At 69.9% G+C, this 12,338-nt stretch carries 13 protein-coding genes; 2 read left to right on the top strand and 11 right to left on the bottom strand.

Translation table 11 applies throughout. The features are described from left to right. Positions 1–2: 2 nt before the first annotated feature. Entirely contained in the window at positions 3–482 is a 480-nt protein-coding gene (locus tag V6U86_RS08900; protein ID WP_334500614.1) for a SigE family RNA polymerase sigma factor, read from the bottom strand. 180 nt (positions 483–662) lie between these two features. On the opposite strand from V6U86_RS08900, the gene V6U86_RS08895 reads away from it, so the two are divergent. Then, on the top strand, positions 663–2,246 hold the full coding sequence (locus V6U86_RS08895) for an LPXTG cell wall anchor domain-containing protein (RefSeq protein ID WP_334500613.1): 1,584 nt from the start codon (positions 663–665) through the stop codon (positions 2,244–2,246). Between the two features lie 194 nt (positions 2,247–2,440). Next, positions 2,441–3,226, top strand: coding sequence for a DedA family protein (locus V6U86_RS08890; protein WP_334500833.1), 786 nt, complete (start codon positions 2,441–2,443; stop codon positions 3,224–3,226). A gap of 163 nt (positions 3,227–3,389) precedes the next feature. Here the strand turns inward: V6U86_RS08890 and V6U86_RS08885 are convergent, their stop codons facing one another. The 10 genes from V6U86_RS08885 to V6U86_RS08840 form a co-directional block, all read right to left on the bottom strand. After that, positions 3,390–3,767, bottom strand: a complete 378-nt coding sequence (locus V6U86_RS08885; RefSeq protein WP_030332125.1) for an ArsR/SmtB family transcription factor — start codon at positions 3,765–3,767, stop codon at positions 3,390–3,392. A gap of 57 nt (positions 3,768–3,824) precedes the next feature. Beyond that, positions 3,825–4,364 (bottom strand): orotate phosphoribosyltransferase, encoded by a 540-nt coding sequence (gene pyrE / locus V6U86_RS08880; RefSeq protein ID WP_091396156.1) that lies wholly within the window; start codon positions 4,362–4,364, stop codon positions 3,825–3,827. Between the two features lie 169 nt (positions 4,365–4,533). Then, a complete protein-coding gene (locus tag V6U86_RS08875) occupies positions 4,534–5,343 on the bottom strand; it encodes an SDR family NAD(P)-dependent oxidoreductase (RefSeq protein WP_334500609.1) in 810 nt (269 codons plus the stop codon). 10 nt (positions 5,344–5,353) lie between these two features. After that, positions 5,354–5,989: a hypothetical protein gene (locus V6U86_RS08870; protein WP_334500607.1), complete on the bottom strand. Its 636-nt coding sequence runs from the start codon at positions 5,987–5,989 to the stop codon at positions 5,354–5,356. Positions 5,990–6,061: 72 nt separating this feature from the next. Beyond that, positions 6,062–6,826, bottom strand: coding sequence for a hypothetical protein (locus tag V6U86_RS08865; protein ID WP_334500605.1), 765 nt, complete (start codon positions 6,824–6,826; stop codon positions 6,062–6,064). 93 nt (positions 6,827–6,919) lie between these two features. Beyond that, a complete protein-coding gene (locus V6U86_RS08860) occupies positions 6,920–7,504 on the bottom strand; it encodes a DUF4178 domain-containing protein (RefSeq protein WP_442934901.1) in 585 nt (194 codons plus the stop codon). Positions 7,505–7,586: 82 nt separating this feature from the next. Beyond that, positions 7,587–8,429 carry a hypothetical protein gene (locus tag V6U86_RS08855; protein WP_334500603.1) on the bottom strand — a complete coding sequence of 281 codons (843 nt, stop codon included), beginning with the start codon at positions 8,427–8,429 and terminating at the stop codon, positions 7,587–7,589. Positions 8,430–8,498: 69 nt separating this feature from the next. Continuing rightward, the gene (locus V6U86_RS08850) at positions 8,499–8,882 is read right to left on the bottom strand and encodes a hypothetical protein (RefSeq protein WP_334500602.1); all 384 of its coding nucleotides are present in this window, start codon (positions 8,880–8,882) and stop codon (positions 8,499–8,501) included. 124 nt (positions 8,883–9,006) lie between these two features. Continuing rightward, positions 9,007–11,598, bottom strand: a complete 2,592-nt coding sequence (gene clpB / locus V6U86_RS08845; protein ID WP_334500600.1) for an ATP-dependent chaperone ClpB — start codon at positions 11,596–11,598, stop codon at positions 9,007–9,009. 85 nt (positions 11,599–11,683) lie between these two features. Further along, positions 11,684–12,328, bottom strand: a complete 645-nt coding sequence (locus V6U86_RS08840) for a TetR/AcrR family transcriptional regulator (protein ID WP_334500598.1) — start codon at positions 12,326–12,328, stop codon at positions 11,684–11,686. Positions 12,329–12,338 lie beyond the last annotated feature (10 nt).

The following is a 12,338-nucleotide window of genomic DNA, read 5'->3' as shown; positions in this document are numbered from 1 at the left end:
GTTCATGCCTCCACGTACTCGGCCCGGAGCGTCGCCAGGGCTCGGGAGATGGACGATCGAACGGTCCCGACGGCACAGCCGAGGACGTCGGCGATCTCGACGTCGGGCAGGTCCTCGTAGTAGCGCAGCACCAGGGCGGCCCGCTGCCGTCGTGGCAGCCGGGACAGCCAGGACCAGATCTGGTCCCGGTCCACGGCGGACTGGGCGTGGTCGGTCAGCGCCGGCACCGACGCGTCGGGCTCCCCGCGCAACAGCACCCGGCGGACCCACGAGCCGCGCCGCCAGTCGACGTACTGGTTGGTGAGCATCCGGCGTACGTAACGCTCGGGCGAATCCGCGCAGGCGACCCGACGCCAGTTGAGCTGGACCCGGACCATGGTTTCCTGAACCAGGTCCTGAGCCTGGTGCGGATCACCGGTCAGCATGACCGCGTACCGCAGTAGCGGGGCCAGCCGCGTGTCCGCGAACTCCTCGTACGTCACTGCACCTCCAGGGGGCTCCTGCCACAGATGACGGGAGCGGACCTGCCGAACATTGCGGTGACTGCGATCAACCTTTTGGTTCGTCTTGCTCAATGGATGGCTCTGAGGGCTGCAGTGAGCCTTAGCGATTCCTTAAGATCCGCAAGCTCCACCTGATCCCCCAACTGGAGGAACCCCCTCATGCTCACCCACTCCACCCGGCGCTGGCTCGCTGGGCTGGGCGTAGCAGGCGCGCTCGTCGCCGCCTCCGCCAGTCCGGCCGTCGCCGTCGAGGAAGCGCCTATCAAGCTGGGCCTCTACTTTGGCGACACGACCGTCGCGACCAATTCCGCCGGCAAGGTGGATTCCACGACCGTTTACAGCAACGCGCCGGTCGTGCTCCGTGATGTCACTGTCCGCTACGACTTCCGCGACGTGGCGGGCAAGATCACCGTTGCCGCGGAGACGCCATCTGATTACTGCACGACCCCTGAGAAGGGCGTGCTGTTGTGCGCCGATCCCTTTGAGATCGGCGTGGAGGAGTGGGGCCTCGGCGGTATCGCCCCCGTCGTCATCGCGCCCACCAAGGGCGCAAAAGACGGGGATGCGGGCACCCTCAAGGTGACGCTCAGCGCCGCAGGTTTCGACTCCGTCAGCCACGACGCCAAGATCCGTGTGGGTGAGGGTGTCGACCTCGCCGCCGGGCCTGAGATCGAGAGCTCGGCGGCGCCCGGCGGAAAGTTCAGTGCCGCACTGCAGGTGAGCAACTCCGGCGAGACGACCGCCAAGGGCGCGAGCGTCATCTTCTACAACGACTACGGCATCCGCGCGGACAAGCACTACAGCAATTGCACCTACGTGGATGATGAACTGCGCAGCTGCCACTTCGACGATGACCTCGCGCCGGGTGCCACCTACGGCACCACGCTCCCCTATCGGGTGGGCGAAGACGCGTACGCCCCGGGTTCCGAGTTCGGCGAGACCAACTGGATGACGCCTGCGGAGTTTGAGGACTTCGACGCGTATCTCGACAGCGCGGGTGTCACGGTGGGCAAGCCGGGGACCGACGGGAAGCTCTCCCTCACCAAGCTCAGCACGGAGGCTGGGGCCCGCAGCTTCCAGGCCGACACCGAGCCGGAGAACAACTGGTCCTCCCTAGTCGTGAAGGTGACCGGCAAGAACGGCACCGATCTCGAGGCGATCGGCGACACCGCCTCGGGCGAGGAGGGCGACAAGGTCGTCGTCACCGTCGGCTTCCGCAACAACGGACCGGCAACGTTGGACCGCAGCCGCGGGGGCTCGGCTGTCACCCACATGAACGTGGAGATCCCGAAGAACACCACCGTCGTGGCGGCTCCGGAGTTCTGCTTCCCGATCAAGGGTGACGAGTGGGGCGAGCCGGGTCAGCCCGGCGGCCGCCTCTACGGCTGCTACCCGACGCCGTTCATCAAGGCCGGCGACCAGGAAACCGCCGACTTCACGCTTCAGATCGACAAGGTTGTTGCGAACGACGCTGGCGCCGTAAAGATCAACCTGCCCTGCCAGTGCGACGGCGGCTTCTACGCCGACCTGAAGCCGGCCAACGATGTCGCCAAGATCCTCGTGAACCCGGTCGGCGGTACGGGCGGCGGTGATGGTGGTGGTGACGGCGACGGCGACGGCCCCTCGCTGCCGATCACCGGTCAGTCCACCGGCCTGATCGCCGGCCTCGGCGCGCTGCTGCTCGCCGCCGGCGTCGGCGGCTACCTGGTGGCCAAGCGCCGCCGGACCCGCTTCGTCGCCTGATCCACCCCGCAGCACCGGTGCCCCGTCGACCGCCACGGTCGGCGGGGCACCGTCGTTGCGCCCCACGACGCCGGGATGCTGCCGATGAGCCGTGCGGCGCGGGCGGGTGGTGACCGGCCGGTCCGGCGCGGCCGCGACCCTGGGCTTCGGTACCCTTTGTGGCCGTGGACACAGCTGAGAAGACCCGCGCTCTCATGGAGAGCGTCGCCCTGAACCCGCTCGATCCCAAGGATCTGTTGCAGACCTTCGGGCTGATCGGCGTGTGGGTGATCCTCTTCGCCGAGACCGGCCTGCTGGTGGGCTTCTTCTTCCCGGGTGACTCGCTGCTGTTCCTCGCCGGGGTCGCCTCGTCACCGGTGGCGGACGCGATCTTCGGCGACGGCACCCGACTTTCCCTTGCCGGCCTCCTGATCGGTGGGCCGATCTGCGCGATCGTCGGCGCCCAGCTGGGGCACTGGCTCGGCGCGCGGTACGGCCGGCCGATGTTCGAGCGGCCGAACTCCCGGCTCTTCAAGAAGGAGTACGTGGAGAAGGCCGAGTACTACTTCCAGAAGTTCGGCCCGGCGAAGGCGGTCGTGCTGGCGCGCTTCATTCCGATCGTCCGGACGTTCCTCAACCCGGTCGCGGGCGCGCTCGGCATGCCGGCCAGGCAGTTCCTGCTCTGGAACATCGTCGGCGCGGTGCTCTGGGTGGACGGCATCCTGCTGATCGGCTACCTGCTGGCCGAGCAGATCTACCAGGCCATCGGCGACAAGATCGACCGCTACATCCTGCCGGTGGTGGCCCTGATCATTCTGATCTCGGTGCTGCCGATCTTCTTCGAGTTCCTCCGCGACCGGCGGGCTCGTAAGCGCGGCGAGGCGGTCGCGGTGGTCGCGGCGGCCAGTGCCGCCGGCGCGGTGGAGGCGGCCCGCGAGGCGTTCGACCACGACGGGCACCAGCACGGCCACCAGCGCCCGGAGCACGGTCAGGACCGTTGACAGGTACGACGACGGCCGGCCCCCTGGCGAGGGGGTCGGCCGTCGGCATGTCGAACCCGGCCTCCGGTGGTGCGACCGGGGACGAGCAGGTGTCACCCACCGGTGGCGCCACCCCTGGCTCGCCACCGGACGCCGTCCCGGCTCGGGACGGCGTAGTGCTACGTCAGCGAGCCTTCTTGGTGGCTCGCTTACGCGGCGGGGTCAGCAGGTCGGCGATCGTCGCGATCGCACTCGGGACCAAGCTGTAGTACGCCCAGACACCGCGCTTCTCCCGCTGCAACAAGCCAGCCTCGGTGAGGATACGCAGGTGATGACTGACCGTCGGCTGAGAGAGGCCAAGCGGCGCCGTCAGGTCACAGACGCACGCCTCGCCCTCGGGGGCCGACTGGATCAGGCTGAGCAGCCGCAACCGAGCAGGATCAGCAAGGGCCTTGAGGACCCCGGCGAGACGCTCGGCATCGGCACGTTCGATCGGCTCGCCGTTTAGCGGCGAGATCTGAGGCATAGTCATTTCGGCCAACGCAGTTCCCACGTATTCCATCCTTCCACCAGCAGCATCGATCCGCCTGCATATCAGCAGATCCGAATCGGCAGACTTTTACGCCACAAGGCCGAGGTCAGCCAACGTATAGGCCGCCCGGTACGGCAATCCGGCGGCTCGCACCGCGTCGCCGGCGCCTCGATCAACAATAACCACCACACCCACGACTTCCGCCCCGGCCTCGCGAAGTGCCTCGACAGCGGTCAAGACACTTCCGCCCGTGGTGGATGTGTCTTCCACCGCCAACACGCGGCGGCCGGCCACCTCCGGTCCCTCGATCCGTCGCTGAAGACCGTGGGCCTTGCCCGCCTTGCGCACCACAAAGGCGTCCAGGGCCCGGCCGGTCGGAGCGGCGGCGTGCAGCATCGAGAGCGCGACAGGGTCCGCACCCAGGGTGAGGCCCCCGACCGCGTCGAACTCCCAGTCGGCGGTGAGGTCGAGCATCACCCGGCCGACCAGAGGAGCGGCCCGGTGATGGAGCGTGACGCGCCGCAGATCCACGTACCAGTCTGCCTCGCGCCCCGACGAGAGCACGACCCGGCCGTGGACCACAGCCAGGTCGGTAATGAATTTACGCAGGTCGTCGTGGTCCCCCATGGCGATAGAGGTTACTGCGCAACTCTGAACGCCGCGTGCGGGGTCCACCCTGATCAGCCACGGGGGGAACCGATGACTGGCGATGTTCGACTACGCTCAGCAACTGGTCTGACAGCGGCGTGCCAGCGCCGTGCCAGCGCCCGATCGGGGTCGGCAGGCCTGTCGAAGCTCAGCGCTCGTCGCGACCGATGCGGCCGCGGGTGTCCCGGGCGACCGCCTGGAGCAGCCGCCGCGGCGCGTGTCGCATGCCGGCGACGACCACCTTGTACTTCCACGCCGGGATGCTGACCATCTTGCCTTTGCGCAGGTCACGCAGGGCTTCGTCGACCACATCCTCGGCTCGCAGCCACAGCCACTCCGGCGTCTTGGACATGTTGATGCCGGCCCGCTGGTGGAATTCCGTGCGCGTGTAGCCGGGGCAGAGGGCCATCACCTGAACGCCGAACGGCCGCGCCGACTGGCCGACGGACTCGCTGAAGTTGGTGACCCACGCCTTGCTGGCGGAGTACGTGGATCCGGGCATCGCCGTACCGAAACCGGCGACCGAAGAGACATTTATCACTGCCCCATTTCGGCGTTCAGTCATCGGTCGTAGCGCCGCCAGGGTCAGCCGCATGACCGCGTGCACGTTGAGCCGCAACAGTCGTGCCTCGTCCTCCGCCGTGGAGCGCAGGAACGGTTTGTTCAGGCTGATGCCCGCATTGTTGACCAACAGGTGCACCGGGCTGCCCTCGGCGAGCCGCTGCTCCACGGTGGCGCAGCCGTCGTCGGTGGACAGATCGGCGGGGATCGTCTCCACCTCGCTGCCGTACGTGGAACCCAGCTCGATGGCCATCTCGTTCAGCCGCGCCGCGTCACGGGCAACCAGCACCAGGTGCCAGCCGTCGGCGGCCAGCCGCCGGGTGAACGCCGCGCCGATGCCGGCGGTGGCCCCGGTGATCAGGGCTCGGCGCTCGGCGGTCGTGGCATCGAGCGTCACGTTGCGGTCCTCACCTGGGCGGGTACGGGGGCTGGTGCGGGGCGGGCGGAAACATCGGCGGTGCGGTTGGCGTGGTCGAGCGGTAGCGGCCGAACCAGCTGTTTGCCGCCGGCAACGCCAGCAGCAAAGCTACTACAAGGTAACCGAGGCCCTGGGCGACGGAAAGCCCGGCATTGAGCGGGATCCACCACGACGGGTACGCGTCGCCGATCAGGCCCAGCAACTCGGCGAGCGCGTGCTCGCCCGAGCCCAGTTGCAGTGGCGCGGCCCGTTCGCCGACGACCACCGCCACGCTGCAACAGCCCGCCAGCAGACCGAGCCCGCTGACCACCCACGTCGCCACCCGCACGCCGTTGCGACCGGCCAGCAGCCCGAGGGCCAGGCCAGCGAGCAGCGGCGCGGAGAGCGCCGCCACCACCGCCGACAGCACCGCGGAGCCGCGGAGCAGGGTCAGCACGTCGTCTATCTCTGCCGGGCTCGCCGAGGTGTCGCGGGCGGCGGAGCGGAACGCGTCGACCGTCGCGCCCAGCACCACCAGGTCGACCACGGCGTACGCGAGCGCGCCGACCGCCATCACCAACAGCACGGTCGTGGCCGACAGGACGGCGGCGGGCCGGCGGGCCGGTGCCGATTCCGGGTACGACACGACGAATCCCTCCGGTAGGCGTCGGGTTGCAACCTACTCGGAGGGATCGTCGGCGTCGTGCTTATCGAGCCGTCAGCTCGTCGACGGCGGGGTTGACCCGGGCCGGTCCGTGGGCGGCGTGTCGTCCGGCCGGCTCACCGGCGGCGGGTAGCTCGGCTCCCCGCTCGACGGATAGCCCGGCTCACCGGATGCCTGCGGGTTGCCGGGCTGACCCGGCGCCTGCGGGTACCCCGGGTAGCTGGCACCCGGGGTCGGCGGCTCCCAGGCCGCGGTGGGCTTGCGGAAGAACTCGTTCGCCTTCGGCAGCGCCAGCAGGATCAGCGCCGTGATCAGCGCGATCAGGCTGAGCACACCCAGCAGGATGCTGACCGGGGTGAGCCAGGAGGGCAGGGCCTCCTCCAGGCGGCGCCGGACCTCCTCGGAGCTCGGCCCATCGCCGCTGGTCCCGCCACCGGCGGTGAGACCGCTGGCCGCGTTGCCGAGCAGGCCACTGCCGACGCAGCAGACCATGATGCCGCCGACGATCCAGGTGGTGATCCGGGCGCCGTTGCGGCCCTGGTTGTTGAAGAGGGCCAGCACGCCCAGCACGACCGCGAGCAGCAGCAGCAGCACGCTGCCGACGATGCCGACGACGGCGAAGACGTCGGCCAACTGGTCGGCACCCTCGGCGGTGCTGCCCGCATACGCGTCACGAAGCGCGTCCCGCGTCTTGCCGAAGGTGCTGAGCGTGATGATCAGACTGATCACCTGGAGTGCCACGAACAGGTAGAGCAGGTAACTGGAAATCGACACAATGGACGGCCGCTGGCGGGCCGGCGTGCTCTGGGAATCGACCACGATTCTCCTTCCCCTAAGATCGCGCCCACACCGTATCGGCAACCGGCCAGTTCGGCATGCGACGACGAGCCCGGCGTGCCCGCCCGGTCCGGCTCAGCGAACCTCAGGCGTGGGGTGGATCGTCAGGTCGGCGGGGCCGAGCAGGGCACCGCGGGCCACCCGCCAGCCTTCTTCGCCGTACGCCTCGAAGGAGAGCCGCGCGGCGCCACCGGACTGGTAGTCGTGGTAGCGCATGGTGCCGGTCGACGGCAGGTCGGTCTCTCCGGTGGCGGTGTAACGCGCCTGCCCGGTCTCGGCCCAGGTGTAGCGCCGCCCGCCGAGTTCGATGGTCGGTGCGCCCGGGGTGACGGCGGCACCCGGTTCGGCGGTCCAGAGCACCAGTTCGAGTTCGGGGCCGTTCTCCACGGAGAGCCGGTGGCGGGTGCCGGAGTCGTCGTCGAGCAGGTGCTGCACCCAACTCCAGTCGCCCTCGACGAGGCGGATCGTGCCGCTTACCGCGTACTCCTGCTCGCGGATCCGCACCCGGTCACCCGGGGCCAGACGCAGCGGGCCGCCGCGCGGCGACTCCGCCGGCTGGCCGTCGGCCCGGCTCGTCGCCCGCCGCCGGGCCCGCACGACGATCACGGCCACCGCGAGTACGGCAACAGCCGCCACCAGGCACGTCACCAGCGCGTCCACCCGACCACCTCCCCAGGTACGTCGGCGCAGACGGTAACAACCCTGGGCACCAGGAAGGCCCGCGCTGTGGCCGACAGCTCAGCTAGGGCGCGTCCTCCGGAGGCGCCGTCGGCGGTGCGGTCGGCCCTGGCAGGGTGCCCGGTACGCCCGGCGTCAGGTGCGCGGCCGGGTCGGGGCAGATCAGGTAGCCGGGTGGGAGCGGCTGGCCCGGCGGCAGGAAGCCCGGCACGAGCGGAGTTGTCGGGTATCCGTAACCGATCGGGGCGTAGGTGGGAATGGGCATCGGCCGGGCCGGGCCGGGCGGCGTCTCGTTCGCGGTACGCGGCACGAACCAGCGGTTCGCCGGCGACAACGCCAGCAGCAGGACCACGGCCGCGGAGAGCGTCAGAACGGTGAGCACGCCCAGCCCTGCCGCGGGGAAGAACAGGTCGTCCCAGGGATCGGTGCCGGAGTAGAGCGTGTCGAAGAACGTCGAGGTCTCCCACTCTTCGTCCCACTCCGGTGGCGGCTCGGCCCCGATCTCCGGGGCGGCCAGCAGGGGCACGATGAACGCTCCGGAACAGCACTGCGCGAAGCAGACGAGCAGCTGCGCGCCACTGGCGACGAAGACCAGGATCCGCGCGACGTTCGCGCCCCGCCGGACCGGCACGACGGTGGCCGCCAGCCAGATCGCGAGCAGCACCGCCGGTACGCCGAGGATCAGCGCCGTCGCGATGTTGCCCCGCCGCTCGCCTGTCACCTCGTCCGGGTCGGCGTCCGGCACCAGTCGTACCGCGCGGTCGATCTGGCCGTCGAAGTGCACCGCCTGGACCACGGTCAGCGCGGCCAGGCCGAGCAGCACCAGCACCACGGCCAGTTGCAGCCAGAACGCGATGGTCACGGTAACCGGGCGGGGCGGACGCGGCGCGGTGGCGGGCGGGCTCATGGCTCGCAACGTACGGCGCGTTGTCGGCGACCGGCAGAACCAATCGGGCAGCACCGACCGGCGGATGGCTCATGCTGTGGCGAGCCGCCGACTGGCGTACGTGCCAAGGGTTTCGCGGTCCATCACGCAGCCGACGAAGGTGGTGAACTCGCTCGGGTCGTCCCGCAGCGACGTCCAGGCCGCTCGGGCCGCCGCCGGGTCGACGCGCTCCAGCAGCGTGGCCGCGTACACCCGGCCGGCGGGTGTGCCGTCGGCCAGCACCCGGTCGAGCTGGCGGCGTACCTCCTCGGGGTGGTCGTCGAGAGCGGCCGAGACCCGCTCGTACGCCTCCGTCACCGGCAGCAGGGTCCCGGCGATGCCAACTCCCGCAAAGGCGAGTGTGTCGGCCGCCAGCAACGAGTCGACGGCGGCGCCAAGTTCCCGCTCGGACTTCTCTTTCCCAATTCCAAACATGCCCCAACTCTTTCCCCGCCCACCCCCGCCCCACCCTGTTGATCAAGAGGTTTGCGTCATGAGAAGACGCGGATCTGACGCAAACCTCTTGATCACCGCGTTGAGGGGTGGGGGTGGGGTGGGGTTAGGCGGGGGTTATTGCGAGGGTTCCGGGGTCGGGGGAGCGGTCCACCTTTACCGTTTCGCCGTCGCGGATCTGGCCGGACAGGAGCGCCTTGGCCAACTGGTCGCCGATCGCGGTCTGCACCAGGCGGCGGAGCGGGCGGGCACCGTAGATGGGGTCGTAGCCGTGCTCGGCGAGCCACTGACGGGCGGCATCGGTGATCTCCAGGCCCAGCCGGCGGTCCGCAAGACGGTTTCGCATGCGGTCCAACTGGATGTCGACGATGGAGCGTAGGTCGTCCCCGCGCAGCGAGGCGAAGACCACGATGTCGTCCAGCCGGTTGAGGAACTCCGGCTTGAAGTGCGACCGGACCACGGCCAGCACACCCTCCCGGCGCTGCTCGTCGGCGAGCGTCAGATCGCCGATCACCGACGACCCGAGGTTGGACGTGAGGATCAGGATCGCGTTGCGGAAGTCCACCGTGCGGCCCTGGCCGTCGGTGAGCCGGCCGTCGTCGAGCACCTGGAGCAGCACGTCGAAGACGTCCGGGTGGGCCTTCTCCACCTCGTCCAGCAGCACCACCGAGTACGGCCGTCGGCGCACCGCCTCGGTGAGCTGACCACCCTCGTTGTAGCCGACGTAGCCGGGCGGCGCACCCACCAGGCGAGCGACCGAGTGCTTCTCGCCGTACTCACTCATGTCGATGCGGACCATCGCCCGCTCGTCGTCGAAGAGGAACTCGGCGAGGGCCTTGGCCAACTCCGTCTTGCCGACGCCGGTGGGGCCGAGGAAGAGGAAGCTGCCGGTCGGGCGATCGGGGTCGGCGATGCCGGCCCGGGCACGGCGTACCGCGTCGGAGACCGCGCCGACCGCTTCGGCCTGGCCGACCACCCGGCCGCCCAGCGACTCCTCCATCCGCAGCAGCTTGGCCGTCTCACCCTCCAGCAGGCGGCCGGCGGGGATGCCGGTCCAGGAGGCGACCACCGCGGCGATGTCGTCCGCGCCGACCTCTTCCTTGAGCATCGCGCCGTCGGCCTGGAGTTGGGCCAACTCCTCCTCGGCCTGCTTCAGCTCGACCTTCAGGGCGGGGATCCGGCCGTAGCGCAGCTCGGCGGCGCGTTCCAGCTCGCCGTCCCGCTCGGCACGCTCGGCCTCGCCGCCGAGGCGCTCCAGCTCCTCCTTGGCTGTGGAGAGCTTGGTGATGTGGCTCTTCTCCGTCTGCCAGCGCTCGGAGAGCACGGTGAGCTGCTCGCGCTTGTCGGCCAACTCCTTGCGGAGCCGCTCCAACCGCTCGGCCGAGGCGGCGTCCGGCTCCTTGGCCAGAGCCATCTCCTCGATCTCCAACCGGCGGACCGCCCGCTCGATCTCGTCCACCTCGACCGGACGGGAGTCGATCTCCATCCGGAGCCGGGACGCGGACTCGTCGACCAGGTCGATCGCCTTGTCGGGCAGGAACCGGTCGGTGATGTAACGGTCGGACAGTGTCGCGGCGGCGACCAGGGCGGCGTCGGTGATCCGTACGCCGTGGTGCACCTCGTAGCGCTCCTTGAGCCCACGCAGGATGCCGATGGTGTCCTCGATGGTCGGCTCACCGACCAGCACCGGTTGGAAGCGGCGCTCCAGCGCGGGGTCCTTCTCGATGTGCTCGCGGTACTCGTCCAGCGTGGTTGCGCCCACCATCCGCAGCTCACCACGGGCCAGCATCGGCTTGAGCATGTTGCCGGCGTCCATCGAGCCCTCGCCCTTGCCGGCGCCGACGACTGTGTGCAGCTCGTCGAGGAACGTGATGACCTGCCCGTTGGAGTTCTTGATCTCCTCCAGGACGGACTTCAGCCGCTCCTCGAACTGCCCGCGGTACTGCGCGCCGGCGACCATCGCGCCGAGATCCAGCGAGATCAGCTTCTTGTCTCGCAGTGACTCGGGCACGTCGCCGGTGACGATCCGCTGGGCCAGGCCCTCGACGATCGCGGTCTTGCCGACGCCGGGCTCGCCGATCAGCACCGGGTTGTTCTTGGTACGACGGGAGAGCACCTGGATGACCCGGCGGATCTCGGAGTCCCGGCCGATTACCGGATCGATCTTGCCGTCCCGGGCGCTGGCGGTGAGGTCGACGCCGTACTTGGTCAGCGCCTGGTAGGTCTGCTCGGGGTCGGCGGTGGTGACCCGACGGTCCCCACCGCGCACGGTCGGGAAGGCGGCGACCAGGGCGTCCTCGGTGGCGCCGACGGTCTTCAGCGCGCCGGACACCGCCCCGCCCACCCGGGCCAGACCGGCGAGCAGGTGCTCGGTGGAGGTGTACTCGTCGCCGAGCGGCCGGGCGATCTGCTCGGCGGCGCCGATGGCGTTGACGAACTCCCGGGCCAACGTCGGCTCGGCGATGCTGGAGCCGCGTGCGGCCGGCAGGTTGTCGACCGCACGTTGGGCGGCCTGGCGCAGCTCGGTCGGGTCGGCCCCGACGGCGCGCAGCAGACCGGTGGCGGTTGAGCCGTCGGTGTCCAGGAGTGACAGGAGCAGGTGCCACGGCTCCACGGTGGCGTGACCACGCTGGTTGGCCAGCGCGACAGCGCCCGTGATGGTTTCGCGGCTCTTCGTGGTGAGTTTCTCGGTGTTCATGGGCTCCCCCGGATCGGCGTTGTCCATTGGTTTGGACACAACCAGAGTTGAGCGTATTCCGCTCAACCTTAGCGCGTGACGCCCATCACTCCCTGCGCCGCCACCGCCAGTCGAACTCGCCGGCCGCCGGGGGCGGGCCGGGCAGCGGGTCCGCGTCCGGCACCGCCGACAGGCCAGCCAGCAGGATCGCGAGCTGCCGGCGGCGCAGTTGGCGGGTCCGCTCCGGATCAGGTACGCGCACCGCGGCGCACGCCTCCAACAACAACCCCAGATCGGGTACGACCACGTCGGCGCGCAGCCGCCCGCTGGCGTGGGCCCGATCGACCAGGGCCCTGGCCAACTCACCGGCGCGCATCGCGTCCCGACCCATCTCCTCGGTCGGGGTGAAGGCGCCGGCCAGGTGGACGGTGAGCGAGTGCACGTCGGCGTCGACCACCCGGGCCAGGAATCCGGTGAACGCGGACCAGTCGTCCGACTCGGCCAGGGCGGCCTCCGCCTCCGCGACGTACCGGCGCAGCCCGTCGTGGCAGAGCTGGCGCAGCAGATCCTCCTTGCCCGCGTACCGCCGATAGAGCGCGCTGATGCCGACGCCCGCGCGTTCGGCGACGGCGGCGATCGGGGCCTTCGGATCGTCGAGGAAGACGGCGCGGGCGGCTTCGAGGATGACCTCGTCGTTGCGGGCGGCCTGAGCGCGGCGACCGCCCAGCGCCTTGTCGGAAGTCGTTGACATGTCGTCAGCC

The organism is Micromonospora sp. CPCC 205558 (genome assembly GCF_036902955.1).
Taxonomy (GTDB): Bacteria; Actinomycetota; Actinomycetes; order Mycobacteriales; family Micromonosporaceae; genus Micromonospora.
The sequence above is the reverse complement of the archived record's forward strand: the minus strand, read 5'-3'. Positions and strand labels throughout refer to the sequence as shown.

Excerpts from the sequence above, each read along its gene's own strand:
- V6U86_RS08895 (WP_334500613.1), top strand. The coding sequence starts at position 663 with ATGCTCACCCACTCCACCCGGCGCTGGCTCGCTGGGCTGGGCGTAGCA.
- V6U86_RS08890 (WP_334500833.1), top strand. The coding sequence starts at position 2,441 with ATGGAGAGCGTCGCCCTGAACCCGCTCGATCCCAAGGATCTGTTGCAG.
- V6U86_RS08885 (WP_030332125.1), bottom strand. The coding sequence starts at position 3,767 with ATGGAATACGTGGGAACTGCGTTGGCCGAAATGACTATGCCTCAGATC.
- pyrE (WP_091396156.1), bottom strand. The coding sequence starts at position 4,364 with ATGGGGGACCACGACGACCTGCGTAAATTCATTACCGACCTGGCTGTG.
- V6U86_RS08855 (WP_334500603.1), bottom strand. The coding sequence starts at position 8,429 with ATGAGCCCGCCCGCCACCGCGCCGCGTCCGCCCCGCCCGGTTACCGTG.
- V6U86_RS08850 (WP_334500602.1), bottom strand. The coding sequence starts at position 8,882 with ATGTTTGGAATTGGGAAAGAGAAGTCCGAGCGGGAACTTGGCGCCGCC.
- clpB (WP_334500600.1), bottom strand. The coding sequence starts at position 11,598 with ATGAACACCGAGAAACTCACCACGAAGAGCCGCGAAACCATCACGGGC.
- V6U86_RS08840 (WP_334500598.1), bottom strand. The coding sequence starts at position 12,328 with ATGTCAACGACTTCCGACAAGGCGCTGGGCGGTCGCCGCGCTCAGGCC.